The organism is Enterococcus sp. 6D12_DIV0197, assembly GCF_002174385.1.
In the GTDB taxonomy this organism is placed as follows: domain Bacteria; phylum Bacillota; class Bacilli; order Lactobacillales; family Enterococcaceae; genus Enterococcus_D; species Enterococcus_D casseliflavus.
Genome location: NZ_NIBN01000001.1, coordinates 1865157 through 1889452, shown reverse-complemented (window position 1 = coordinate 1889452; position 24296 = coordinate 1865157). Strand labels below are relative to the sequence as shown.

26 protein-coding genes are annotated in these 24296 nt (G+C 42.0%); 3 read left to right on the top strand and 23 right to left on the bottom strand.

The window, feature by feature from the left end; translation table 11 throughout:
* Positions 1 to 106 precede the first annotated feature (106 nt).
* From A5867_RS08655 to A5867_RS08590, 14 genes are all read right to left on the bottom strand, one after another.
* Positions 107 to 832: an amino acid ABC transporter ATP-binding protein gene (locus A5867_RS08655; RefSeq protein ID WP_005225901.1), complete on the bottom strand. Its 726-nt coding sequence runs from the start codon at positions 830 to 832 to the stop codon at positions 107 to 109.
* Positions 833 to 848: 16 nt separating this feature from the next.
* On the bottom strand, positions 849 to 1538 hold the full coding sequence (locus tag A5867_RS08650) for an amino acid ABC transporter permease (protein WP_087627386.1): 690 nt from the start codon (positions 1536 to 1538) through the stop codon (positions 849 to 851).
* A 22-nt stretch (positions 1539 to 1560) separates the two neighbouring features.
* On the bottom strand, positions 1561 to 2406 hold the full coding sequence (locus tag A5867_RS08645; RefSeq protein ID WP_015509574.1) for a transporter substrate-binding domain-containing protein: 846 nt from the start codon (positions 2404 to 2406) through the stop codon (positions 1561 to 1563).
* 190 nt (positions 2407 to 2596) lie between these two features.
* Positions 2597 to 3382 carry an acetyl-CoA carboxylase carboxyl transferase subunit alpha gene (locus A5867_RS08640; RefSeq protein WP_015509573.1) on the bottom strand — a complete coding sequence of 262 codons (786 nt, stop codon included), beginning with the start codon at positions 3380 to 3382 and terminating at the stop codon, positions 2597 to 2599.
* Positions 3375 to 4244, bottom strand: a complete 870-nt coding sequence (gene accD / locus A5867_RS08635) for an acetyl-CoA carboxylase, carboxyltransferase subunit beta (RefSeq protein ID WP_087627385.1) — start codon at positions 4242 to 4244, stop codon at positions 3375 to 3377. The genes A5867_RS08640 and accD overlap by 8 nt, the downstream gene beginning before the upstream one ends.
* A gap of 12 nt (positions 4245 to 4256) precedes the next feature.
* Positions 4257 to 5621 (bottom strand): acetyl-CoA carboxylase biotin carboxylase subunit, encoded by a 1365-nt coding sequence (locus A5867_RS08630; RefSeq protein ID WP_005225896.1) that lies wholly within the window; start codon positions 5619 to 5621, stop codon positions 4257 to 4259.
* Between the two features lie 7 nt (positions 5622 to 5628).
* Positions 5629 to 6057 (bottom strand): 3-hydroxyacyl-ACP dehydratase FabZ, encoded by a 429-nt coding sequence (gene fabZ, locus A5867_RS08625; protein ID WP_005225895.1) that lies wholly within the window; start codon positions 6055 to 6057, stop codon positions 5629 to 5631.
* 4 nt (positions 6058 to 6061) lie between these two features.
* On the bottom strand, positions 6062 to 6544 hold the full coding sequence (accB, locus tag A5867_RS08620; protein ID WP_005235584.1) for an acetyl-CoA carboxylase biotin carboxyl carrier protein: 483 nt from the start codon (positions 6542 to 6544) through the stop codon (positions 6062 to 6064).
* A complete protein-coding gene (gene fabF, locus A5867_RS08615; protein ID WP_005235583.1) occupies positions 6545 to 7783 on the bottom strand; it encodes a beta-ketoacyl-ACP synthase II in 1239 nt (412 codons plus the stop codon).
* Positions 7784 to 7795: 12 nt separating this feature from the next.
* Complete coding sequence (gene fabG / locus A5867_RS08610; protein WP_008378189.1) at positions 7796 to 8533, bottom strand: 3-oxoacyl-[acyl-carrier-protein] reductase; 738 nt, start codon at positions 8531 to 8533, stop codon at positions 7796 to 7798.
* Between the two features lie 9 nt (positions 8534 to 8542).
* Positions 8543 to 9466 carry an ACP S-malonyltransferase gene (gene fabD, locus A5867_RS08605; protein WP_087627384.1) on the bottom strand — a complete coding sequence of 308 codons (924 nt, stop codon included), beginning with the start codon at positions 9464 to 9466 and terminating at the stop codon, positions 8543 to 8545.
* Between the two features lie 123 nt (positions 9467 to 9589).
* Complete coding sequence (locus A5867_RS08600) at positions 9590 to 9814, bottom strand: acyl carrier protein (protein ID WP_005225890.1); 225 nt, start codon at positions 9812 to 9814, stop codon at positions 9590 to 9592.
* Positions 9815 to 9866: 52 nt separating this feature from the next.
* Positions 9867 to 10829: a beta-ketoacyl-ACP synthase III gene (locus A5867_RS08595; RefSeq protein ID WP_005225889.1), complete on the bottom strand. Its 963-nt coding sequence runs from the start codon at positions 10827 to 10829 to the stop codon at positions 9867 to 9869.
* Positions 10830 to 10838: 9 nt separating this feature from the next.
* On the bottom strand, positions 10839 to 11279 hold the full coding sequence (locus tag A5867_RS08590) for a MarR family transcriptional regulator (RefSeq protein ID WP_008378199.1): 441 nt from the start codon (positions 11277 to 11279) through the stop codon (positions 10839 to 10841).
* A 319-nt stretch (positions 11280 to 11598) separates the two neighbouring features.
* Between A5867_RS08590 and A5867_RS08585 the strand changes: the two genes are divergently transcribed.
* Entirely contained in the window at positions 11599 to 12540 is a 942-nt protein-coding gene (locus tag A5867_RS08585) for a GIY-YIG nuclease family protein (RefSeq protein ID WP_087627383.1), read from the top strand.
* 68 nt (positions 12541 to 12608) lie between these two features.
* Here A5867_RS08585 and A5867_RS08580 read toward each other — a convergent pair whose 3' ends face one another.
* The 7 genes from A5867_RS08580 to A5867_RS08545 all read right to left on the bottom strand — a co-directional run bounded on the left by A5867_RS08580 (position 12609) and on the right by A5867_RS08545 (position 18759).
* On the bottom strand, positions 12609 to 12839 hold the full coding sequence (locus tag A5867_RS08580; protein WP_005225886.1) for a YkuJ family protein: 231 nt from the start codon (positions 12837 to 12839) through the stop codon (positions 12609 to 12611).
* An 83-nt stretch (positions 12840 to 12922) separates the two neighbouring features.
* On the bottom strand, positions 12923 to 13798 hold the full coding sequence (locus A5867_RS08575; protein WP_016610191.1) for an NAD(P)-dependent oxidoreductase: 876 nt from the start codon (positions 13796 to 13798) through the stop codon (positions 12923 to 12925).
* A 74-nt stretch (positions 13799 to 13872) separates the two neighbouring features.
* Complete coding sequence (locus A5867_RS08570; RefSeq protein ID WP_005225884.1) at positions 13873 to 15105, bottom strand: glycosyltransferase family 4 protein; 1233 nt, start codon at positions 15103 to 15105, stop codon at positions 13873 to 13875.
* A 31-nt stretch (positions 15106 to 15136) separates the two neighbouring features.
* Positions 15137 to 16147 (bottom strand): glycosyltransferase, encoded by a 1011-nt coding sequence (locus A5867_RS08565; RefSeq protein WP_087627382.1) that lies wholly within the window; start codon positions 16145 to 16147, stop codon positions 15137 to 15139.
* Positions 16148 to 16413: 266 nt separating this feature from the next.
* Entirely contained in the window at positions 16414 to 18141 is a 1728-nt protein-coding gene (gene ptsP, locus A5867_RS08560) for a phosphoenolpyruvate--protein phosphotransferase (protein WP_005225882.1), read from the bottom strand.
* Positions 18141 to 18407 carry a phosphocarrier protein HPr gene (locus A5867_RS08555; protein ID WP_003126335.1) on the bottom strand — a complete coding sequence of 89 codons (267 nt, stop codon included), beginning with the start codon at positions 18405 to 18407 and terminating at the stop codon, positions 18141 to 18143. The genes ptsP and A5867_RS08555 overlap by 1 nt, the downstream gene beginning before the upstream one ends.
* Before the next feature lie 160 nt (positions 18408 to 18567).
* Positions 18568 to 18759: a hypothetical protein gene (locus A5867_RS08545; RefSeq protein ID WP_005225880.1), complete on the bottom strand. Its 192-nt coding sequence runs from the start codon at positions 18757 to 18759 to the stop codon at positions 18568 to 18570.
* Between the two features lie 270 nt (positions 18760 to 19029).
* On the opposite strand from A5867_RS08545, the gene A5867_RS08540 reads away from it, so the two are divergent.
* Both A5867_RS08540 and A5867_RS08535 read left to right on the top strand, forming a co-directional pair.
* Positions 19030 to 21294 (top strand): ATP-dependent Clp protease ATP-binding subunit, encoded by a 2265-nt coding sequence (locus tag A5867_RS08540; protein ID WP_170927564.1) that lies wholly within the window; start codon positions 19030 to 19032, stop codon positions 21292 to 21294.
* A gap of 148 nt (positions 21295 to 21442) precedes the next feature.
* A complete protein-coding gene (locus tag A5867_RS08535) occupies positions 21443 to 21754 on the top strand; it encodes a DUF1827 family protein (RefSeq protein ID WP_005225878.1) in 312 nt (103 codons plus the stop codon).
* Positions 21755 to 21916: 162 nt separating this feature from the next.
* On the opposite strand, the gene A5867_RS08530 is transcribed toward A5867_RS08535, so the two are convergent.
* A complete protein-coding gene (locus tag A5867_RS08530; RefSeq protein ID WP_225582179.1) occupies positions 21917 to 23236 on the bottom strand; it encodes a helix-turn-helix domain-containing protein in 1320 nt (439 codons plus the stop codon).
* Positions 23237 to 23708: 472 nt separating this feature from the next.
* The gene (locus A5867_RS08525; RefSeq protein WP_087627380.1) at positions 23709 to 24176 is read right to left on the bottom strand and encodes a hypothetical protein; all 468 of its coding nucleotides are present in this window, start codon (positions 24174 to 24176) and stop codon (positions 23709 to 23711) included.
* Positions 24177 to 24296 lie beyond the last annotated feature (120 nt).

Sequence of the window (24296 nt, the reverse complement as noted above, 5' to 3'; positions counted from 1 at the left end):
CACTTCTTTAAAGTAGTCTTTTTTCCGTCAAAAAAGCATCCTTTTACTGAAAGGATGCTTAGGAAAGGTCCAAATTTATCACTAACAACTGCGAACTTCTCGCAGTTTACAATACTTTACTCAAAAAATCAATGGTTCGTGGATTTTTCGGATGATCAAAGATCTGTTCTGGCGTTCCTTCCTCCATAATGATTCCCTGATCCATAAATAAAATCCGATCCGCGACTTCTTTCGCAAAGCCCATTTCATGAGTGACGATGACCATCGTCATTCCTTGCTGAGCCAAACGCTGCATGACGGACAATACTTCGCCAACCATTTCTGGGTCTAACGCTGAAGTCGGTTCATCAAAGAGCATCACGTCTGGTTCCATCGCCAAGGCACGTGCGATAGCGATTCGTTGCATTTGTCCACCAGAAAGACTTTGAGGATAGGCTTTTGCTTTGTCTGGTAAGCCAACATCATTTAGTAGTTGTTTTGCCAACTGATCAGCCGCCGATTTTGCTACCTTCTTGACTTTCGTCGGGGACAAAGTAATGTTTTCTAAAACCGTCATATTCGGAAAAAGATTAAAATTTTGAAATACCATACCCATTTTTTCACGCATCTTATACAAATCATTCTTTGGATCGGTAATATCGGTTCCTTCAAAAAAGATTTTTCCGCTTGTCGGTACTTCTAATAGGTTCAAACAGCGTAAAAACGTGCTTTTTCCTGACCCAGATGGCCCAATCACCACTACGACTTCTCCTTGATCGATCGTCGTTGTGATCCCTTTTAGCACTTGATTGCTGCCAAAGGTTTTGTGTAAATCTTGAATATCTAACATCATAGCTTGTCTTCTCCTTTTAACGACGATAGCCTTTGCCTAGTTTCTTTTCCCATAAACTCAATAGTCGCGAAGTCGTAAACGTCAAGATGAAGTAAATGACCGCCGCCACATAGAAAGGCGTTAATGGTTGGAAAGAACTGGTGACAACGATCTGCGCACTGTTCATCAGCTCGTAGATGCCGATCGTTGAAAGCAAAGAGGAATCCTTAATCAAAACGATAAATTCATTGCCTAGTGGCGGCAAAATGTTGCGTAGTGCTTGTGGCAATACGACATAACGCATCGTTTGAAAAGGCCGCAACCCTAAAGAACCAGCCGCTTCTGTTTGACCGTAATCAACGGCATTGATTCCCCCTCGGACGTTCTCAGCAACATATGCCCCAGAATTAAGCGAGAGCGCAATGATCCCAGGAAATAGCCGCCCAAAATCAAGACTCAACACGCCGATCGAGACCGTCGGCAAGGCAAACATTCCTTGCAAAAGACCAAAAGCGATCAATATCTGCACCAGCATCGGTGTGCCGCGGATGACTTCAATATACGCATTAGCAAACCAGCGCAAAGGCGTCACTTTTGATAATTTCATTAGGGCAAAAATCACCCCTAGAATCGTTCCAAAGATCACGGTGATGATAGAGATCACGATGGTGATCACCACACCAGAAAGAAAATAAGGGTAATATATCGCTAAAAAGGATAAATCCATAATTGTGTCTACTCCGTTCTATCTATTGCGCCGCATTTTCGTTGGCTAGATCTGTGTTCTTTTGTACATACTCATCGATTGTACCATCTTCAATCAATTCTTTCAAAATACTGTTTAGTTCTTCTTGTAATTCGGTACTCCCTTTAGGTAAAGCAATTGCATAAGAATCGCCTTCAGATGCTTCTAATGCTACATCAGTGATCACGAGGTCATCATTTTGTGCAACATACGATTCAGCAACCGCACTTTCAAGGACCAAACCGTCGATCGAGCCTTGTTTCAATTCATTGACTAGATTCGGAACTTTGGCGATGGAAACCAATTGCGAATCAGCTAATTGATCTTGAACGATCATTTCTTGGATCGAGCCTTTTTGAGCGCCTACTTTTTTGCCAGACAAGCTTTCGATTGAATCAAATGTCGATTCATTGTTTTTATTAACAACTAATTTTTGTTCTGGTGTAAAATAGTTATCGGTGAAATCAAAAGTCTGTTTACGTTCGTCAGTTGCTGAGATGCCTGAAACAGCGATATCGGCTTTCCCTTGTTGCAAAGCAGTCAAAACAGCATTGAAATCAAGGTCCAAAATATTCACTTCGACACCAAGACGATCAGCGATCTCATTGACCATATCGATATCTGCGCCCACGATCGTATCTTTGCCATCGATCAAGGCATGAAATTCAAACGGGGCAAAGTCAGCAGAAGTTGCCACATTTAACACACCAGCTGCTTTGATGGCTTCCAATTGATTATCCGCCGAACCGCTGGCACTAGAACTTCCAGTACTCGATGAGCCGCCATTCCCACAAGCTCCTAAAACCAAAATCCCCGTCAATACAACAAGTGCTCCAAATAATTTTTTCATTAAAAACGCTCCTCTTCAAAACAAATATTTATGCAATATAATCTTCTTATATTCAGAATATATACATAATAGCACAGAATAATTAAATTTTAAACTAAAAACTTCGCCATTTGTACGATTTATTCAATAACACTTTTAATAAAAAAATACTAGGATACCCATCCTCTAATCAGAGTGGATATCCTAGTTTTTAAAATCGGCGAAAACGTTGATACCTTGCCTCAAGCAATTCATCTGTTTGCAAGGTAGAAAGTTCGGCAAGTTTCTTTGAAATTGCCGCTTTCATCTGTTCCATCAATTGCTCTTTCGGTAAAAAGGCCTCTTCATGGGTTTCTGCAATCACTTTTTCAATAACACCGAGTTCATATAATTCTTGAGCTGTGATCTTCATCAAGCCAGCAGCTTCTTTGGCACGGCTGCCATCTTTCCATAGGATCGAAGCAAAGCCTTCGGGAGATAAAATGGCATAGATCGAATGTTCCATCATCCAAACCTCATCGCCTAATGCCAGTGCTAAGGCACCGCCGCTGCCGCCTTCACCAATGATGATTGCCAAGATCGGCACCGTTAAATCGGACATTTCCATCAAGTTACGGGCAATCGCTTCGCCTTCTCCGCGCTCTTCCGCGCCAATACCGCAAAACGCCCCTGCTGTATTGATCAATGTGACCACAGGTCGCTGAAATTTTTCTGCTTGCTTCATTAAGCGTAACGCTTTGCGATAGCCTTCAGGATGTGGCGAGCCAAAGTTTCTGCGTAAATTTTCAGGCAGATTACGGCCTTTTTGAATACCGATCACGGTCACTGGCTTGCCATCTAAACAAGCAATGCCGCCAACAACGGCTTCATCTTCGCCAAACAGACGGTCTCCATGAAACTCTTCAAACTCAGAAAAAATGCCGTCAAAGTAATCCAGTGCCGTCAAACGGTCTTTGCTGCGAGCGAGTTCAACGATTTCGTGGGCTGCTCTAGTCATTGCGATCCCATCCTTTCCGCGTATGCAAAGAAATCAAATGGTGGATTTTCTCCCGCAAGTTCGTCCGTGGAACGATTTGATCGACAAAGCCATGATCTAACAGAAACTCTGCCTTTTGAAAGTCTTCAGGTAGTTCCTGACGAATGGTTTGTTCAATCACACGTCGTCCAGCAAAACCGATCAAGGCTTGCGGTTCTGCCAGGATGATATCCCCCTCCATCGCAAAACTAGCGGTGACGCCACCGGTTGTCGGGTCCGTTAAAACCGTTAGATAAAACAAGCCAGCTTTACTGTGGCGTTTTACCGCCGCAGAGATTTTTGCCATTTGCATCAGTGACAAAATTCCTTCTTGCATCCGTGCACCACCTGAAGCGGTAAAAAGAACAACGGGTAGCTGTTTTTCGATCGCACGTTCAAACAAACGGGTGATCTTCTCCCCCACGACCGTTCCCATACTGCCCATGATGAAATTCGCATCCATGATTCCGATCGCTAACGGCAATCCTTGAACTTTTGCTTCTCCTGTGAGGACAGCCTCATGCAACCCAGTTTTTTCTTGCATTTGTGCGACTTTATCCAAATATCCAGGAAAATCAAGAGGATCTTTTGTGGTTACATCTGTGTCCCATTCTTCAAAACTTTTCTCATCAATCGTGATAGCGATCCGTTCCCAGGCACTGATTCGGAAATTATACCCGCAGTGAGGACAGACTTTCTCTACCCCCATCTCCTTCGTATAAAGCGTTCGTTTGCAACTAGGACATTTCGCCCAAAGATTATCTGGTACGACTGGTTCGTTCGTTGGCAGCTGACCTCGATTAGGATTGATGCGAATGTAGTTTTTCTTCTTAAATAAAGCCACTCATCTTCCCTCCTATTGTTCAGGTGTCCAATTTGGCAAAAATTCCTCTTGTAAAAAGGCGGTTGTATAGTCTCCCGCAATCACTTTCGGGTGACTGATCAAGTCCATTTGGAATTCTGCATTCGTAATGACACCATCGGTCACTAATTCGGCCAACGCCCGCTGCATCTTCATCAACGCTTCGAAACGGTTCTCGCCGTGAACGATCACTTTAGCGATCATAGAATCATAATAAGGTGGGATCGTGTAGCCAGAATACATGGCACTGTCTACACGAACGCCTAGACCGCCGCTTGGTAAAAACAAATTGTTGATCTTGCCTGGTGACGGTGCAAAATTGAAGGCTGGATTTTCTGCATTGATCCGACATTCGATCGCCGCTCCCGTCATCTTGATGTCTGCTTGCGTCAAGCCTAGCGGTTCACCACTAGCGACTTCAAGTTGTTTTTTGACTAGATCAATGTTTGTCACCATTTCGGTGATCGGGTGTTCCACTTGAATTCGAGTGTTCATTTCCATGAAATAAAACTCCCCAGTGTCCGCCATTAAAAACTCGATCGTGCCAGCATTACGATACCCTACCGCTTGTGCGGCACGCACCGCTGCTTCTCCTAGTTCTGCTCGCTTGCTTTCAGAAATCACCACAGAAGGGGATTCTTCCAACACTTTTTGGTTGTTGCGTTGTAGCGAGCAATCGCGTTCACCAAGGTGGATAATATTACCAAAAGAATCACCTAACACTTGCACTTCTATGTGTCGAGCAGGATAAATGATTTTTTCAATGTACATTTCATCGTTGCCAAATGCCGCTTTCGCTTCTTGCTGCGCCGAAGCAAAATGATGAGGCAATGCTTCTTTATCTGCGACTTTCCGTATCCCTTTACCGCCACCGCCGGCCGCAGCTTTGAGCATGACTGGGTAACCAATCTCTTCAGCGATCGTTAAAGCTTCTTCCACATCAGAAATCGCGCCTTTGCTTCCGGGAATGACCGGTACTTCTGCTTCGATCATCAAGCGTCTTGCATTGATTTTGTTTCCCATTGCATCGATAGTCTCACTCTTTGGCCCAATAAAGACGATATTGCATTCCTCGCACATCGCAGCAAAGCGGCTATTCTCTGAAAGAAAGCCAAATCCAGGATGGATCGCCTCAGCCTTTGTGACGATCGCAGCGCTTAGGATCTGCTGTACATTCAAATAAGAGTCGGCTGCTTTGGCAGGTCCGATACAAATCGCTTCATCGGCAAGCTCTGTATGCAACGCTTCTTTATCTGCTTCTGAATAAACGGCGACCGTTTGAATACCTAATTCGCGACAAGCGCGAATGATACGTACGGCGATTTCGCCACGGTTTGCGATCAATACTTTAGAAAACATGTCTCACCTATCCAATCATGAAAGTCAATTCTGCTTCCGCCACTTTTTTCCCATCAACATAGGCAATTCCTTTGCCGATGCCAGCTGCAGATTTCACTTTGATTATTTCTACTTCTAAGATCAAGGTATCGCCTGGTGTTACTTTTTTTCTGAATTTCGCTTTGTCTAAACCGCCAAAGTAGGCAGTTTTCCCACGAAAATCTTCCAATGATAGCAATGCCACAGCACCTGCTTGTGCCATTGCTTCCACGATCAATACTCCGGGCATCACTGGTTCATGGGGAAAATGACCTTGGAAAAACGGCTCATTGATAGTAACGTTTTTCTTCGCAACGACCCGTTTGCCTTCTTCTAGCTCCTCTACCCGATCCACTAAAAGCATCGGATAACGATGAGGGATGATTTCTTTGATTTCTTGAATCGTTAATGCGCTCATTGCTTTACCCTTCTTTCACACGGAATAATGGTTGATTGTATTCAACGATTTGTTCGCTTTCAACCAAGACTTCAACTAATTCGCCATCGACGTCGCTGACGATTTCATTCATGACTTTCATCGCTTCAACGATACAGAGAATATCACCTTTTTTCACGTGATCGCCGATTTGTTTGAAGTTGTCTTTATCAGGACTTGGTTTCAAATAAACGACACCCACTAATGGAGAGACAACTTCTTTGCCCTCTAAAACAGGTTTTGCCGTTTCTACTGTGTCCGGTGTTGCTGAGACAGCAGGCGTTGGTGCAACAGGAGTTGACGCAGCATTCGCTGCAGGAGCAGGCGCAGGTGCAGAGGATGCACTTTGTAGCCCACTTGTCGTATTTTTATTAAAATAAAGTTCAAATGTCTCTTTTTTTAATTGAAGCTCAGTTAACGTCGATTGATCGAATTGGCTGAGCAGCTCTTTTACCTCATGTGTTTCCAATTACGCTTCCTCCCAACGTTTCAACAAGATCACTGCATTATGACCGCCAAACCCAAGTGAATTACTCATGGCATAGGTCAATTCTGCTGGTTGGCTTTGATTGATAACAACGTTCAAGTCGATCTCAGGATCTTGTTCTGTCACGTTGATGGTTGGTGGAATAAATTGATGTTGTAATGCTAATAGTGAAGCAATGGCTTCGATTCCGCCAGCCGCCCCAAGCAAATGACCAGTCATTGACTTTGTACTGCTAACATATGGTTTTTTATAGTCTTCGCCCAATCCGTATTGGATCGATGTCGCTTCTGCACTGTCATTGGCGGGCGTGCTTGTACCGTGGGCATTGATGTAGCCAACTTCAGCCGGGGTGATCGATGCTTCTTGCATCGCCAATTTCATTGCTTTTCCGGCACCTGATCCATCAGGATTTGGCGCAGTCATATGGTAGGCATCACAGTTCGCACCGTATCCTACGACTTCACCTAAAATCGTTGCCCCACGTTTTTGCGCATGCGCCAATGATTCTAAAATGAAGACGCCAGCGCCTTCACCCATGACAAACCCACTACGATTTTTATCAAACGGAACGGAAGCTTTGTCAGGGTCTGATTCAGTGGTTAACGCCGTCAGAGACGCAAAACCAGCGATACCGATTTCACAGATCGTCGCTTCTGAACCACCAGCGATCATGACATCTGCGTAGCCATGCTTGATGTTCCGAAAAGCTTCACCGATTGAATGGGTACCAGAAGCACAGGCGGAAACAGTCGTCGTACAAATACCTTTCGCACCTACCCGTAATGCAATGTTGCCGGCAACCATATTTACGATCGACATCGGTACGAACATTGGTGATACCCGATTTGCTCCTTTGTCATGCATCCGAATCACTTGGTCTTGAATCGTTGGCAAGCCGCCGATCCCTGAACCAACCATCACGCCAAAACGATCCACATCAATGGTTTCTGTATCTAACTTCGCCATTTCCATCGCTTCTAACGCCGCATAAATTCCATAAATGGAAAAAAGATCCATCCGCTTCGTATCTTTTTTAACGAAGTACTTTTCTAACGGAAAATCTTTGACTTCAGCAGCAACTGAGATCCCTGTTGCTTCTGCGTCAAATTTTGTAATCGGGCCGATGCCGTTGGTCCCGTTTTGTAAACTTGCTAAAAATGTTTCTGGGTCATTTCCGATTGGAGAAGTGACGCCGTATCCTGTAACTACTACTCGATTCATCTATTCTTCCTCCTACCCTTGCATTGCCATCCCGCCGTCTACACTGATCACCTGACCAGTGATGTAGGGGCTTTTTGCTAAAAAGACTGCTGTTTGCGCAACATCCTGTGTGGAACCAAAACGCTGTAATGGAATATTTGCCAATGATTGTTCTTTGACTTTATCCGACAGCACTTCAGTCATCTCTGTTTCGATAAAACCTGGGGCGATCGCATTGCAGGTGATCCCCCGAGCGGCACCTTCACGAGCGGCAGATTTCGTAAAACCGATCACGCCAGCTTTACTTGCCGCATAGTTGGCTTGCCCGATATTTCCCGTCAAGCCGACCACACTCGTCAAATTGATGATGCGACCTTCTCGCAGCTTCATCATTTTTTTCAACGCGTGCTGCGTCATATTGAAGGTACCAGTCAAATTGATTTTGATCACTGAATCAAAATCTTCGGGTTTCATTCTCAACAATAATTTGTCATTCGTGATCCCGGCATTATTGACTAAAATGTGGATCGGTCCGACTGCCGCTTCTGCTTCTAAAAGCATGGCTGCCGCTTGATCAAAATCAGAAATGTCCCCATTGATCGCTACACATTTCACGCCGTAGCTGGTGATGCGATCGATCAGTGACTGGGGAATTTCTTTTCGTCCATTTAAAACGATATTCGCTCCTTCTTTGGCAAAGGCTTCCGCGATGGTAAAACCGATCCCTCGCGAGCTACCAGTTACAAAGACGTTTCTATTTTGCAGATCCATAAATTCCTCCTAGTTGAATCGGGCTAGTGTATCTGCCAACGTTTGGCTATCTTCTACACGCGCAGTATGGATTTCTTTGTCTATTTTCTTCATAAAACCGCTCAATACTTTTCCTGGTCCGATCTCGATGACTTGTTGGATGCCAAGCTGCTTCAGTGTTGCAATGCTGTCGTAAAAACGCACTGGCGATTTCACTTGCAGCGTCAACAGTTCCTTGATTTGGTCTTGCTGCATTGGCTGCGCGGTTGTATTGCTGATGACAGGTACTTGCAACTCATCAAAGGTGATTTGAGCTAATTCCTGTGCTAATTGCTGCGATGCGGGTTCCAACAAAGCAGTATGGAAAGGACCGCTGACATTTAAAGAAATCACCCGTTTGGTTCCAGCAGCTTGTAACAATTCCACCGCTTTATCCACTGCCGGCGCTTCACCGCCAATGACGATCTGCTGCGGCGTATTGTAATTCGCTGGTGTCACGATCCCCACTTGACTTGCTTCTTTACAGATTTCTTCAATCGTTTCAGCGGGTGTGTTCATCACAGCGACCATTTTCCCAACACCTGCTGGCGCCGCACTTGCCATATACCGACCGCGCTTTTGCACCAATGCGACTGCTGTCTGGAAATCAAGTGCACCACTAGCGACTAGGGCTGTATATTCGCCTAAACTCAAGCCAGCAACAGCATCTGCTTTGATTCCTTGCGCATCCAAAAGTCGCCAAAAAGCCGTACTTACCGTTAAGATGGCAGGCTGCGTATATTCCGTCTGGTTTAAACGTTCGTTTTCAGTAAAGCATAGCTCGGCCATATCATATCCTAGAATGGTGCTGGCTTGTTCAAACGTCTCACGAACGATGGCTTCTTGGTGATAGAGCTCTTCTCCCATTTTGGGGTACTGTGCGCCTTGACCGCTAAATAAAAAGGCTGTCTTCATCTTGTACTCCTTCATTACTTTGATCGTTGTCGTTGGAGAACATGGCTTCTTGCAGTTCGTCTATGAATCAGCAAAAACACGTTCTTAAAAAGGAAAGGCTAGGCTGTCTGCCTAGCCTTTGTTTTATGCTTGTTGTTTTTCTACATATTTAACTAGATCTTCAACGGTTGTGATACCATCTTCTGTTTCGATCTTCACATCGAATTCATCTTCGATCTCGTTAATGATTTGGAAAAGATCCAAGCTGTCTGCTTCTAAATCTTCTTGGATGTTTGTGTTCAATTTGATTTCTTCTTTTTCTTTTCCTAATTCTTCTGCTACGATTTCTTGAATTTTTTCGAATACCATGTGTATATTCCTCCAATGTGTTTTTCAATAGTAATTTTGTTTCGTGAACAAGTTATAAGGTGGCTAACATAGTTCCCCATGTCAATCCGCCGCCAAAACCTGAGAACACCACTTTTTGACCACTGCCAAGTGACAGTGTACCTCGTTTGATTTCTTCATCTAGCAATAACGGAATCGAGGCTGCCGAAGTATTGCCATAATCTTGCATATTTTGCAAAAATTTCTCACGGGGCTGCTTCAGCTTGCGAGCAACTTTGTCTAAAATACGTGAATTTGCTTGGTGAAGCAAAAAATAATCGATTGCTTCATCTTGTGTCAGATCATTGATCGAGGCGACCACATCACGCGTCGCAAAATCAAAGATTTCTCGTCCAATCATTTGCATACAAGCACTATACGCCGGAGCGTTTTGTGAAAAAGGATTCTCATTCGTGCGAAAACCAGATGTTAAAGACATGCCTCGCGTCCCATCTGCTTTTAAAGACTCTTTGAGCAAATGCTGCTCTGAAGATGCTTCCAGCAATAGACCGCCGGCACCATCTCCGAATAAAACAGCCGTCGAACGGTCGTTCCAATCCAAGACTTTTGAAAGTACTTCTCCACCGATGACCAATCCTTTTTTAGCGCCCGTTCGAATCAGTTTTTCAGCCATAGACAATGCATACACGAAACCAGCACATGCTGCACTGATATCAAAAGCAAAGGCATTGACTGCTCCAATCGCTCCTTGGACTTGGCAAGCAACCGCCGGTGTATTGAAATCCGGTGTGATCGTCGCTACCAAGATAAAATCTAGACTTTCTGCTGAAAGCTGAGCATCTTGCAAGAGCGTTTGAGCGACGCGAATACAAAGGTCTGAAGTGTTTTCGCCAACAGCGACTCTTCTTCGTTTGATTCCCGTGCGAGAATGGATCCATTCATCTGAAGTATCCATCAAATTTGATAGATCATCATTTGTTACGATTTTTTCTGGAACATAACTTGCAGTCGCGGTAATTTTTCCAAACATATTCATCCATTATTCTCACTTATAATCTTGTAAAAAGTCATGCAGATTTTTCAGTGCTTTCAACAGTGCCTGTTCCTCTTCAGGAGACATCTGACTCAAGACACCTTTCACCATCTCACGATGAAAATGCTGATGAACACGATAAAGGAGTTTTCCTTTTTTCGTCAAACCTAGTTTGACGACTCGCCGATCATCTTCACTGCGAATCCGTTCTACATATTCTTTTTTCACCAAACGATTGATCGCGATGGTCAAAGTCCCAACAGTGATCGAAAGCTCTTTGGCAACTTCAGTCGTGGTCTTTTTTTTGTACATCCCGATGGCTTCGATGGTATGCATTTCGGTAATTGAAAGGTCTTTGAATTGAGATTTTTTCAATTCAGATTCTTCAATCACTAAGATGTCATTAAAGACGCTGACTAAGTAGTCATTAACTGTTTCTAAATTGGGTTCCATAACCTTCACCATCCGAATACTTTGATAATCAAATCATTTGATAGTCAAACTATATCGGAAGTTATTGAGAAATGCAAGAATTTTTTCGAACTTTTTTGATTTTTAAGCGCATTTTTATTTAAGAATTGATTTTCTAAGATTTTAAAAGCTGCGAGTTGACAAAATAATCCGTTTCCGTTATAGAAAAATTTCCTTTGAATGTCAAAGTTTATCATTGCGTTGCCTCCACTCTATTTCTAATTTTTTTTGTCGATGGCCTGCAAGCGTTGCTCTCTTACGCTTCATCTGCTACTCTTTGGAGGAAGGAGAGGAACGATCGATGAATCCAAACAAAGAGTTTCTAAAAAACAAAGCAAATGTACTGCCTGAAAAGCCTGGTGTTTATCTAATGAAAGATCAGCACAACGAAGTCTTGTATGTAGGAAAAGCCAAATCATTGAAACAGCGTGTCGTTTCTTACTTCCGAAAAAATCAGCAGCATGCCAATAAGGTGCTTCGACTTGTTTATAATGTCGTTGATTTTGAAACCATCGAAACAGATACCGAATTGGATGCACTATTACTTGAATGTCGTTTGATCCAAGCTTTTCATCCTATCTACAACCGACAAATGAACCATTCAGCCAACTATTGCTTTGTTGACTTGACGAATCATACCTTCACGATCACTCAAACACCACAAGTTGGCAGTTATGGCCCCTTTCGGCAAACGAAAAAATTGCCAGCGTTGTTTCAGTTATTGTCAGAAACCTTTCAATTGCCGACTGTCAACGAACTGACGCTATTAGCCTTACGTAAGCAACTCCCTCAAATGGATGCGTATCCCTTGGAACAGAAGTGGCGAGAAATCGGCTGTTTTTTTGCTGGAAAGAAGACCGACTGTTTTCCACTCCTTAAAAAACGCTTGGCATACCTGATTGATCACTTATTGTTTGAGCAAGCTAGTGTACTGCAGCGCGAGATCCATTTAGCACAAAGCTTTTACCAAGAAATCGTGAGGGTCAATCAGTTTATTCAAGAACCAGAAGTGATTTTTTCTATTCCCCTTGACTTAGAGGAGCCAGGATCACAGACGACTCAAATCAAATACTATCAAGTTAGCTTTGGCAAGTTGATCCAAACAAACATTCTTTCTCCCGAGGAAACATTCCAGCCACTCCCGCCAGCAAGCGCTGCGCTTCCTTTAGCCCCGGAAGATCTCGATCCATTAGGGATCATCCTTAATCACTTGTATCGCCAAGAAAAAGCAGCAGATAAATAAAAAACAGCAAGCCCAAGTAGGCTTGCTGTTTAGAAATGAGAAAGCGACGACGAACGTCCCACTCATTCTTATTGGATCAAATCATAGATTTCCATGGCTACAATATCAACATTATCAAATTGATAAGATTGACTTGATTCTGCTTCCGTTAATTCAAACGTTTCTGTCGAATTGTCATAAGTAACGGTACATTTTTCGACGCCTTCTTTTTCAAAACGACGTACTTGAACTTCATTGTCTTGCGCTTCGACCATCGCTTCTAAACGTTTGATGATAGCGACTAATTGCGAACTTTTCATTCGTAAGCCTCCTTTTTCTGTCCGTTATATTGTATCAAAACATCCTCTATCTTGCATTGATTTTTCGTATTTTTTTTGTCATTTTAAGATTTTTTTCCATCTTGCCACCAAAGTTTAATCAGCGCCTGCGTTCCGTCATTTTCGAAGCCTTTTTCAGCTAACTGATCATACAATTTTTTAGCTAAAGCGGTGCTTGGCAAATCCAATCCCATCTTCTTGGCCTCATCCAAAGCGATCCCCAAATCTTTGATGAAATGTTTGACAAAAAAGCCTGGTGAATAATCCTCTTTTAGGATACGAGGACTGTAATTCGTCATGGACCAATTGGCTGCCCCACCGCCAGAAAGCGTGTCAATCACTCGTGGTAAATCAAGACCGGCTTGATTCGCATATACCAGCATTTCTGTCATCCCCGTCATGGTTCCGGCAATCATGATCTGATTGGCCATTTTCGTATGCTGACCTTTCCCTGCCCCTCCTTGAAGTTGAAACGTCTTACCTAATACTTCAAAAAGTGGTTTTACTTGTTGGTAAGCTTCTTCATCGCCACCAACCATGATTGTTAGCGTAGCGTTTCTCGCACCAAGATCCCCACCAGAAACTGGCGCATCGATACTCGCTGCTCCTTTTTCCTTCGCTGTCTGGTAGATTCGTTCTGCCAAATCAGGTGTACTGGTGGTAAAATCCACCAATGTTTTGCCCGTCACAGCCGTTTGAAAAATCCCTTGAGGCCCATAGTAAACCTCTTCAACGTCGGATGGATAACCAACCATTGTAAAGATGATTTCACTTTCTGATGCAACTTCTGTTGGGGTGTCACACCAAATTGCTCCATTCGCAACGAGTTCATCAGTTTTTTCTTTCGTCCGATTGTAAACATTCACTGTATGTCCTGCAGCTAAGAGATGACCAACCATCGCTTGACCCATGACACCAGTACCGATAAATCCTAATTTCATGCAGATCCCTCCAAAATAAAAAAGTTCATGTCTTTAGTATACGCTAAAAACATGAACTTGCGAAAACTTTCTGTTTAATCGATCGTTCGGCGAAAGGCCTTTAATTTTACTTTGAATTTTTCTAGCGTCTGCTCGGTTTCTTTTTCGATGCGTTCTGTTTCATAATAAGCGACCATGTCATGGTAGAAAGATAGCATCGACTCACCGAAGCGCAATGCCGAGATCTCGTACATTTTTCTAGCAAGAACTTCGGGATCAGCAGGAATCTTTCGTTCATAATAATCAATAAATGCTTTTGCGAAATCCCGATCACTCTCATAGGTGACGCCTAAAGACGGATCGTCAATCAAGGTATTTAAGTAGTCATTGCCTTCAACGACTAATGGCGTTCCAGCAGCCATTGCTTCCGTGTAAGTCAGTCCTTGTGTTTCTGATGTGGATGCACTTACGAAGTAATCCGCAGCGTGGTAATAGATCGCCACTTTATCGTTTGCCACTTCGCCGACAAATTGAACATGGTCAGATAGAGCCATATCCACCACTTTTTCTTCTAATTTTTCTTTATGCGGACCTTTCCCAACGATCACTAATTGCGCATCAGGAATCTTCGTTAAAATTTCTGGCATGCCGTCGATGATTGCTTGGATATTCTTTTCATAAGAAATACGACTGAGGGAAAGCAGCATGGGTTGATTCTCAGTGATGCCCAATTTCTCCCGCAATTCTTTTTTCATGTCAGTTGTAATATCCGGTCGGCGAAACTTCTCAACTTCGATCCCTGTGGGGATGATCCGCATTGGTGAAACCACACCATACCCTCTCAGCGTATCAATGACTCGTTCACTTGGACAAACAACACCTGTCGAGTGGTTGGCAAATAGCCGTGAAAGATATTTCACGTGAGATGGTCGTAAGACCTTTCCGTTTGCGATGTAGTGCAAGTAATCTTCATACATTGTATGGTAGGTATGGATCACAGGAATCTGCAATTTACGCCCCACCATTTTCCCCAACATCCCAGAACCAAACTCTGTATGGGTATGGATCAATTCCAATTCTAATTCTTTGGCGATCAAATAGGCATACAACATGCCGCGAACCACGATTCGCCGATCTTTGAAGGACACAAACGGGACACTTGGCATGCGAATGATATCTTCTTCATCCAGATCAGCATTTGGATCGGTCGTTGTAAAGATATACACTTTATGGCCTTTTTTCTCAAGCTCTTCTTTCAATGTCTTGATCGATGTCGCCACACCACTTACCTGGGGGAAGTAGGTGTCTGTAAAAAATCCGATTTTCAAAACGGTACCTCCAAACTTTACATTAGTTTCTTCATTCCGTATTCATCACTTTTGTATAAACCTCTTGTAATTTAAACCCAATTTCATCAATACTCTTTTGCTTTGCTGTTTCATAACCCGCTTCACTCAATGGTGGTAACGTGCCTTCCACGATTCCTTTGATTTTCTCAATAAATCCTTCATTGGTTTTTTCCATGTATGCATTGCGCCCATTACTTAGCCACCCTTTATAAACAGGAATATCCCGAACAAGCACATTTTGGCGGCTGGCTAACGCCTCAAGGACTACGATCCCTTCTGTTTCTTCATAAGAAGGAAAGAAGAATAAATCGGCAGCGGAATATGCGCCTTCGATAATGTCTCCTTTGATATAACCTGGAAACAACACATTTTCTGGATGGTCTTCATTGACGAGGTCGCGGATCTGTTTAGGAATCGTCATCATTGGTGTATGACCAAACCAGATAAACGTATACTCAGGCAACTGTCTAGCTATCTCTACAAAATCAAGAATGCCTTTTCGTTCAAAAAATAAACCGACGGATATAATGACTTTTTGATCTGGTAAGAGATTGAAATACTCGCGAAAGGCTTTTTCTTTCTCTTGATCCGGCTGATATTTGTCAAGATCGATGCCGTTTGAGATCGCTTCGATCGGTACTTGGATACCATACCCTTCCAAAAGTTCTTTCGAATAAGGAGTCGGGGTGATCAACTGATCGGCTCTAGAATAAAGATTGATCAAATATTTTTTATATAATGGCGAAAGCTGATTTGAGCCGATAAATGAATTCCGAAAATCCTCTTCTGTAGAATGGGCATGGTAAATCACTTTTTTCCCTTGTCTTTTGGCTTTGTTGACCATGTGCATACTATTGATCCCATACGTGTTGATATGAAGGATATCATAGTCCTCATCATTTTTATCAAGAGTAAAAGGAATCCCGACAGATGCCAGTGCTCGTTGCTGATGGGCCAACGCTCGACCGATACCTGATTTAGCTAATAATTTTTCTCCTTCAAAATAAAGAAGTACTTTCAAAGATGATTCCTCCTTGGAAATGCTTATATCTGATATTAGTATACCATAGGCAATCGGAGACATACTCCTACCATGGTCCTAGATTTTGTTCCCCATTTAATCATGATACGTGAAAAACTTACGGAATCATAGCTTTATACAAAGATATGACAAAATTGTTCGTTTTCTGAAAAAACGAGCAGGCTATTGCAAGTCAAATCGAACAAGAAGGCTTCTTATAACAAAAAAAAAAGCAACAAGCAAAATTGCTTGTTGCCTAGAAATGATTAGTTTACATACTGTTCGATTAGCTCAACAACTTCTTCCATTGTATCGCAATCTTCTAAAGCACGTTTTGCTAATTCTTGCATGTCAGTCGTTGACAAGCGTTTCATTAAGCTACGTGTTTTCAGAACAGATGTTGCACTCATTGAGAACTCATCTAAGCCCATACCTACAAGAAGCGGCACAGCAGTTTGATCGCCCGCCATTTCTCCACACATACCAGCCCATTTGCCTTCAGCATGCGCTGAGTCGATCACGTTTTTGATCAAACGTAAAATTGATGGGTTGTATGGTTGGTACAAGTAAGACACGCGCTCGTTCATGCGGTCTGCAGCCATGGTGTATTGGATCAAGTCATTGGTACCAATACTGAAGAAGTCAACTTCCTTCGCAAACTTGTCTGCTAAGACAGCAGCTGCTGGAATTTCGATCATGATTCCGACTTGGATCTCGTTAGAAACCTCAACGCCTTCGTCAATCAATTTTTGACGCTCTTCTTCATACATTTTCTTCGCAGTACGGAACTCTTTCAATGTTGCCACCATTGGGAACATGATACGTAAGTTGCCGTGAGCAGAAGCACGTAACAACGCACGAAGTTGGGTACGGAACATGTCATCCCCAAGTTCAGATAAGCTGATACGCAATGCACGATAGCCTAAGAAAGGATTCATTTCATGAGGCAATTTTAGGTAAGGAAGTTCTTTATCGCCACCGATATCCATTGTACGGACAACCACTGGTTTGCCAGCCATTCCTTCTAAAACTGCTTTGTATGCTTTGTATTGGTCTTCTTCTGTTGGGAAATCAGGAGAATCCATGTACAAGAATTCAGTACGGTATAAACCGACTGCTTCTGCACCATTGTTGTGGACACCTTCTAAATCTTTTGGCGTTCCAATGTTCGCAGCTAATTCAAAGTGCTTGCCATCAGCGGTAACTGTTTCAGCATCTTTTAATTTTTCCCATTCTGCTTTTTGTTCTGCGTAGGCTTTCCCAGCTTCAACAAATTCAGCTGCTTGGTCATCTGTCGGGTTGACGATAACGTCACCGATAATACCGTTAACAGCTAAGATGTCGCCCGCTTTCACTTTTGCAGTGATCTCCATTGTTCCAACGATTGCTGGGATTTCAAGAGAACGTGCCATGATAGCGGAATGAGAAGTACGTCCACCGATATCTGTTACAAAAGCTTTTACAAAGTTGCGGTCTAATTGTGCAGTATCACTTGGTGTCAAGTCATGCGCAACAACGACTACTTCTTCGTTGATCATTGAAGGATTAGGCAAAGTCACATTCAGCAAATGCGCCAAGATACGTTTTGCGACATCTTTAATGTCAGCTGCCCGTTCTTGCATGTAAGCATTGTCATCCATTGCTTCAAACATACCAATATACATGTCAGTAACTTCTTTCAACGCAGCTTCTGCATTGACTTTGTTATCTGTCACGTTTTGTTTGATTTGACCAATCATCTCAGGATCTGAAAGAACCATTAAATGAGCATCAAATACTTGTGCTTCTGCTTCACCTAAAGTTTGCGCTGCTTTGTCACGGATTTGTTGTAATTCCGCTGTTGACTTCGCTAACGCATCATCTAAGCGTGCTTCCTCTGCTGCAGTATCTTCAACTGATACTTTTGAAAAAGATAAATCAGGTTGTACTAACAGGTAGGCTTTCGCAACGGCTACACCATCACTAGCAGCAATTCCTTTTAGCATCTCAACCATTATTCAGACAAACCTTCTTTTTTCATTGTTTCTACGATTGCAGCGATTGCATCTGCTTCGTCAGCACCTTCAGCAGTGATAGTTACATCAGAACCTTGGCCAACGCCTAATGACATTACGCCCATGATTGATTTAAGGTTTACTGATTTACCTTTGTACTCTAAGTTGATATCAGAGTTGAATTTGCTTGCTGTTTGAACCAATAATGTAGCTGGACGTGCGTGAATCCCTGTCTCAGCAACTACGTGAAAATCTTTCTTTTCCATATTGATCAATCTCCTTTATGATACGTTTTTTTGTGTGAAGGCAAAATTTCCATGCATGCAATGACACCCGAAAAAAATCGCCCTTTCAACTGTTAAGATTACCATTTTTTTCCTCGATAGACAACCGTTTTCTCTTAAATAAACGATTGAAATAAATGTCCTATTTATTTTCTTGCACATAACGGTAGATGATCTTCCCATTTAAGCCCGCTTCTCCGACAAAAGAAGACCGATCTTCCAACTGGAGCCAGACATCTCTAAACGCCAGGAATTCTGGCTGTTGGACAATCAATTCTTGGATCTCTCCATTGCGCAAACGCGTTATTTCTGAAGCAAAATCTCTGTTCTCCATCCTCAATTCTCACCTCTTTCTTTCTATTATAATGGAATTACTTTTTATTTAAAAGACGCTTCTGCTAATGAAAGAGCGGCAAAAATTTTTGCGAGTAAAATTCTTGCAGTCTGACAAAAAGTTAGTATAATAGAATTATGGTCAGTAAAGGTCAATAACACATTACCTCGAAGATGACCGTTTCTATACACACAGCCCCTTTTCTTTTACAAGTGTAAAAAAGCGCCGTAAAATAAGGGTGTTGGAACAAATATGAAAGGTCGTGAATCTATGCTTTGTCAAAATTGCGGTAAAAATGAAGCGTCTATTCATTTATATGCCAGTGTCAATGGTCAAAGAAAACAACTCGATTATTGTCAAAGTTGTTACCAAAAATTAAAAGCTCAATCTGGGAATGCTGCAGCTTCAATGGCGCAAGATCCTTTTGGATTCGGCAATATTGATGATCTATTTCGTCAAATGTCTCGCCAGATGCAGCAAGGAAATACCCCTTATGAACAAACCCCTCCGACGCAAACCGGTGGTAACGGTTTTGTCGGCGGTCAGCCTCCACGCAATAACCAAGCACCTGCAGGTCTGTTAGGAGAATACGGTATCAATATTACCCAAATGGCTCGTGATGGCGAAGTCGATCCAGTCGTTGGTCGTGATTCAGAGATCAAACGAGTGATTGAGATCCTTAATCGTCGAACAAAAAACAACCCTGTGCTTATTGGTGAACCTGGGGTTGGGAAAACTGCCGTCGTTGAAGGGTTAGCCCAAAAAATCGTTGATGGTGATGTACCACAAAAACTGATGGACAAAGAAGTCATTCGTTTGGACGTTGCGTCTCTTGTTCAAGGCACAGGTATTCGTGGACAATTTGAAGAACGCATCCAAAAATTGATTGAAGAAATCAAGCAAGCAGAAAACGTGATTTTGTTTATTGATGAAGTTCATGAAATCGTTGGCGCTGGTGCAGCTGGCGACGGAAATATGGATGCTGGAAACATCTTAAAACCAGCTCTTGCCCGTGGAGAACTACAAATGGTCGGAGCAACGACGTTAAATGAATACCGCATCATCGAAAAAGATGCTGCTTTAGAACGCCGTTTGCAACCAGTACGTGTGGATGAACCTTCTGTGGAAGAAACGATCCGTATCTTAAAAGGTTTGCAACCACGTTATGAAGATTATCATCATGTGAAATATACTGATGAAGCGATCGCAGCTGCCGCTACCCTTTCTAACCGATACATCCAAGACCGATTCTTGCCTGATAAAGCAATCGATCTACTAGATGAAACAGGTTCTAAGAAAAACTTGACGATCCAAATCGTTGATCCAAAAACGATCGAAAAGAAATTACAAGAAGCAGAAGAACAAAAACAAGCTGCCTCTCGAGAAGAAGATTTCGAAAAAGCTGCTTACTATCGCGATCAAATCAATAAATTGCAAAAAATGAAGGAACGCCAAATCAGCGAAGAAGAAACGCCAGTCATTACCGAAAAAGACATGGAACAAATCGTTGAAGAACGGACAAATATTCCAGTTGGTGAATTGAAAGAAAAAGAACAAACGCAATTGAAAAATCTTGCGGATGACTTGAAAGCTAAAGTTATCGGACAAGATGAAGCGATCGATAAAGTAGCCAAAGCGATCCGCAGAAATCGGGTCGGTTTAGGCAAACAAAATCGTCCAATTGGCTCTTTCCTATTCGTCGGGCCAACCGGCGTCGGGAAAACCGAATTAGCAAAACAATTAGCCTATGAGATGTTTGGTTCTGAAGAATCGATGATTCGTTTCGATATGTCAGAATACATGGAAAAACACAGTGTATCCAAACTGATTGGCTCTCCTCCTGGTTACGTTGGCTATGAAGAAGCGGGTCAATTGACTGAAAAAGTTCGTCGGAATCCATATAGCCTGATTTTATTAGACGAAGTGGAAAAAGCCCATCCTGATGTATTGCATATGTTCTTGCAAATTCTCGATGATGGTCGTTTGACGGATGCCCAAGGACGTACGGTCAGCTTTAAAGATACGCTGATCATCATGACTAGTAATGCGGGAACCGGCAAAGTTGAAGCCAACGTTGGCTTTGGCGCAGCGCGTGAAGGCATCACTCGTTCCGTGTTAAATCAATTGAACAATTACTTTACGCCAGAATTTCTCAATCGCTTTGACGGGATCATCGAATTCAAGGCACTTAGCAAGGAAAACTTGTTATCGATCGTGTCCCTTATGCTGCATGATGTCAATCAAACACTTAGTCATCAAAAATTGCATATCGATGTTCCACAAGACGTGCAAGAAAAACTGGTCGATCTAGGTTACAGTGCAACGATGGGTGCTCGCCCATTGCGCAGGACCATCCAAGATCAAATCGAAGACGGGATTGCTGAATATTATCTTGAGCATCCTCAAGTTCGTCAATTAAAAGCACAATTGGAGGATTCCGATAAAATCGTTGTAACTTCAGCCGAATCCTCTGCACTTCCTGAAGAAACACCTTCTGCTGAAGAGGAAAAACCATCGGAAACAGATGAGCAATAACGTGTCAAAACGGTGACCAAACCGTTCGTTTTGCCAGACAACCATGTTTTGCCAAAAAATTGGGTAATTCCGAGTTGTCTGGCTTTTCTTTTGAAAAAAAACGACCTATAATGTTATTAATAAATACATAGAATGTGAGGTGAGTCTGGTGAAATTAATCAACGTTACAAATAGCCATTCTCGACTAGTATTGAATCAACTTGAAAATACCGATGCAGAACTTGTAAAGGTTTACACTGCCGGAGACACGACCGTGATCTTTACCTCAGCGCCGAACCACAATGAAATTTTGCTGATCAATAAAAAACGGAATATTCGCCCGACGGAAGTAGAAGAAATCAAAAATTACTTCTTGAAAAAATTACCTGATGGCTCCTATGATCCTGCTACGATCTCTGTGATCCAAATGCCCGAAGTGGTAGAAATCTCCATCAAAAAAACGTTGTCTTCCTCACGTTAGCTTTGCCTAATCACGTGTTTAAAAAATATCTATAAAAGGTGACTGTCGCAGCCCTCTTTTATAGATATCTTTTTTTGTCTTCTCTCCTCTTTCTTTCGCCTAGTACTTCGACCAACGCTACCTGATAGTCAAGCAAAAAAAGAGAGCGTTACGCTCTCTTTTTCAAGTATATTTATTAGAAATCATCGACTGGATCATCACATGTAGATTATGCCAATCCTTGGTACTATGAACATTGCCAAAAAATGTAAATTTCTGTGACTCATTATGGATCAGCACGCCATCAGAAACCAGTATGTCTGAGTCTCCTAAGTTCGAACTAAAGTGAATCACATTTTCATTGTAAATTTTCAATAGTTTGTTCTTAATGACCGGAATATATTCAGGGTGGTTCAAAAGAGAAATACCAATGCGAATCGGTTCCTCTTTTTGGATAGGTAAATAAGATGCTGTAATCTGAGCGATTTTCCTTAAGAAAAGGGCTTCTTTTTCTATTACAAACGAATGGCGCTGCAAGACGGTCGCAATCAGCTCCTCCACCTCTAATACGCGTTCGTTCGTAGAGGACAAATCTTCAGTAGATACAAAACTATCCAAAAAGAGATGAAGACAGCCCCATGTATTCATCACTAATTCATAGGTAAGAAACGCTTCGATCGCTTTGGAAAGATCATACTTTTGCGACAAGACAGCCACAACATCGGCAGAAAATTCGACCAATGGATTCCCCGAGAGGTTTCGCAGCTGTTTCCCCAAAAGAAGTTTCTCTTGATCCGAGATCGTTTCAGGTATGAAGAGAAAAACCCAGAAATGATAAAAAATCTGTTCTTTCTCGATATCTTGCTGACTTCTGATCGGCAGCAGCTTGATCACTTGCTTTTCCCCATTGAGTTGCTTGATTTGCTCATAAATAGCGATGGAAGCTTCGTCTAATTCATTGACGATATAGCCCCTCAACACCGCATTCTCAATGATTGAAAACATAATGTCGTGCTTCACTTTTGTAGTTTTCAACGGCTCATATTCTTTCGCAGCTAATTCAACGCTTGCACGGGTGCGCTGATTGATGTAAACATTGCAAGCCATGATCTCAACTAAATAATGGTACATCCGCACACAAGGCTCTGCCCCTGTCAGATCAATGGAATCTGTGTTGTTATTGATAGTAATCGGGACATTTTGGATAACCAGCATTTTTTTCAGATAGCTGATCAATTTATAACAATAAGAAATACTAAAAATCAATTCTTCTGAGATGTCCACCATACGGGTCTTTCTTTTTCTTAACAAATAGGATAATAGACGATAATAAGGAGATTCTAAGAAATACTTCTTCTTTAGATTCACAAAAATATGCAGGCTTTGTTCTTCGTTTAATTCTCGTGACAAATAAACGGTTCTCTTTTTCAACAAAAAAATAGACTCGTCAAAGGTCGTAAACTCTCTCATATCTTCGGCGATTTCATTGATCAATATTTTCACCTGATACAAGGATTTGTTTATCGTTTCACATATTTTATCAAGAGACAGCTGCTTCTCCAAAATGATATTTCTAATAATAGTTAATTTATCTACCTGTTTTTTGGTTAAATAAAACCTATACAACTTTTCTATATACTCCAAAATTTTTTACCCGCCTTATTTAAAAAGTATCCTAGTTTCCAATTATAGTAAAATAAACTTAAATTTGAGCCTCTTTTTTCATTAAACGGACAATTTTAATAAAAACTTCAGAAAAATCCCCGCTTCTTTAAAACAGAACGGGTGAGAAAAACTTGTGAAACGATTCTTACCTTTTGTAACAAAAAAGTGTTGGAAACCATTAAAAGATCCTGGGAATTAGCGGTTTCCATAGACTTAGAAAAAATTCGTATTCTTTCATTGATTGGTAAGTAACTTGGAGAATAAAATCATTTTCTAGCTGGACAAACTTCTTTGAGGAATCAAGTTCATTTCAAAGAGCTTGTAATAAAATATCTTCTTTTTTTAGCCAGCAATCTTTGTATTCATAAATGTTGATAATCGACAATTCATCGCTCATCTCATTAATTGCCCGCATAATTTCTTCATCATCCGAATCAACATTGCCAATGACATGCAAATCATAATGAATACCCGATTTATCCACGCACTCAACGATATAACTGATGACATCTCCCCAAAAATGTTCCAATCGATGCGTGCCTCCTGCTTTTTCTAGCCTTGAACGTTCAGCGATACACAAAACGTTTTTCGAAGAGTATTGCAAGATGTTGATTTCCCCTAGTGATTCTGCTAAGTAGTCAAGAACCGATTGCCGATCATCCTCTTGATCCACAATTAAATTTCTCTCTAAAATCGTGTTCGTCTTGTTGCTGAAAAAGCGCACAGTCAACATGGTAGCATTCTTTTGTCCACTGAAATTTATTCTGGTTTGCAGCATTTTGATTCACTCCTTAAAAGAACTTTGATCCTCTGCTATTAAGGATATAGTAAGAACCAGCTGATTTTTATCGTCTTTTTTTCAAAAAAACTACAAATAAAATAATCATTGTCACTCTTT

Excerpts from the sequence above, each read along its gene's own strand:
- A5867_RS08655 (WP_005225901.1), bottom strand. The coding sequence starts at position 832 with ATGATGTTAGATATTCAAGATTTACACAAAACCTTTGGCAGCAATCAA.
- A5867_RS08650 (WP_087627386.1), bottom strand. The coding sequence starts at position 1,538 with ATGGATTTATCCTTTTTAGCGATATATTACCCTTATTTTCTTTCTGGT.
- A5867_RS08645 (WP_015509574.1), bottom strand. The coding sequence starts at position 2,406 with ATGAAAAAATTATTTGGAGCACTTGTTGTATTGACGGGGATTTTGGTT.
- A5867_RS08640 (WP_015509573.1), bottom strand. The coding sequence starts at position 3,382 with ATGACTAGAGCAGCCCACGAAATCGTTGAACTCGCTCGCAGCAAAGAC.
- A5867_RS08630 (WP_005225896.1), bottom strand. The coding sequence starts at position 5,621 with ATGTTTTCTAAAGTATTGATCGCAAACCGTGGCGAAATCGCCGTACGT.
- fabZ (WP_005225895.1), bottom strand. The coding sequence starts at position 6,057 with ATGAGCGCATTAACGATTCAAGAAATCAAAGAAATCATCCCTCATCGT.
- fabF (WP_005235583.1), bottom strand. The coding sequence starts at position 7,783 with ATGAATCGAGTAGTAGTTACAGGATACGGCGTCACTTCTCCAATCGGA.
- fabG (WP_008378189.1), bottom strand. The coding sequence starts at position 8,533 with ATGGATCTGCAAAATAGAAACGTCTTTGTAACTGGTAGCTCGCGAGGG.
- fabD (WP_087627384.1), bottom strand. The coding sequence starts at position 9,466 with ATGAAGACAGCCTTTTTATTTAGCGGTCAAGGCGCACAGTACCCCAAA.
- A5867_RS08600 (WP_005225890.1), bottom strand. The coding sequence starts at position 9,814 with ATGGTATTCGAAAAAATTCAAGAAATCGTAGCAGAAGAATTAGGAAAA.
- A5867_RS08595 (WP_005225889.1), bottom strand. The coding sequence starts at position 10,829 with ATGAATATGTTTGGAAAAATTACCGCGACTGCAAGTTATGTTCCAGAA.
- A5867_RS08590 (WP_008378199.1), bottom strand. The coding sequence starts at position 11,279 with ATGGAACCCAATTTAGAAACAGTTAATGACTACTTAGTCAGCGTCTTT.
- A5867_RS08585 (WP_087627383.1), top strand. The coding sequence starts at position 11,599 with ATGAATCCAAACAAAGAGTTTCTAAAAAACAAAGCAAATGTACTGCCT.
- A5867_RS08580 (WP_005225886.1), bottom strand. The coding sequence starts at position 12,839 with ATGAAAAGTTCGCAATTAGTCGCTATCATCAAACGTTTAGAAGCGATG.
- A5867_RS08575 (WP_016610191.1), bottom strand. The coding sequence starts at position 13,798 with ATGAAATTAGGATTTATCGGTACTGGTGTCATGGGTCAAGCGATGGTT.
- ptsP (WP_005225882.1), bottom strand. The coding sequence starts at position 18,141 with ATGGTTGAGATGCTAAAAGGAATTGCTGCTAGTGATGGTGTAGCCGTT.
- A5867_RS08555 (WP_003126335.1), bottom strand. The coding sequence starts at position 18,407 with ATGGAAAAGAAAGATTTTCACGTAGTTGCTGAGACAGGGATTCACGCA.
- A5867_RS08545 (WP_005225880.1), bottom strand. The coding sequence starts at position 18,759 with ATGGAGAACAGAGATTTTGCTTCAGAAATAACGCGTTTGCGCAATGGA.
- A5867_RS08540 (WP_170927564.1), top strand. The coding sequence starts at position 19,030 with ATGCTTTGTCAAAATTGCGGTAAAAATGAAGCGTCTATTCATTTATAT.
- A5867_RS08525 (WP_087627380.1), bottom strand. The coding sequence starts at position 24,176 with ATGCTGCAAACCAGAATAAATTTCAGTGGACAAAAGAATGCTACCATG.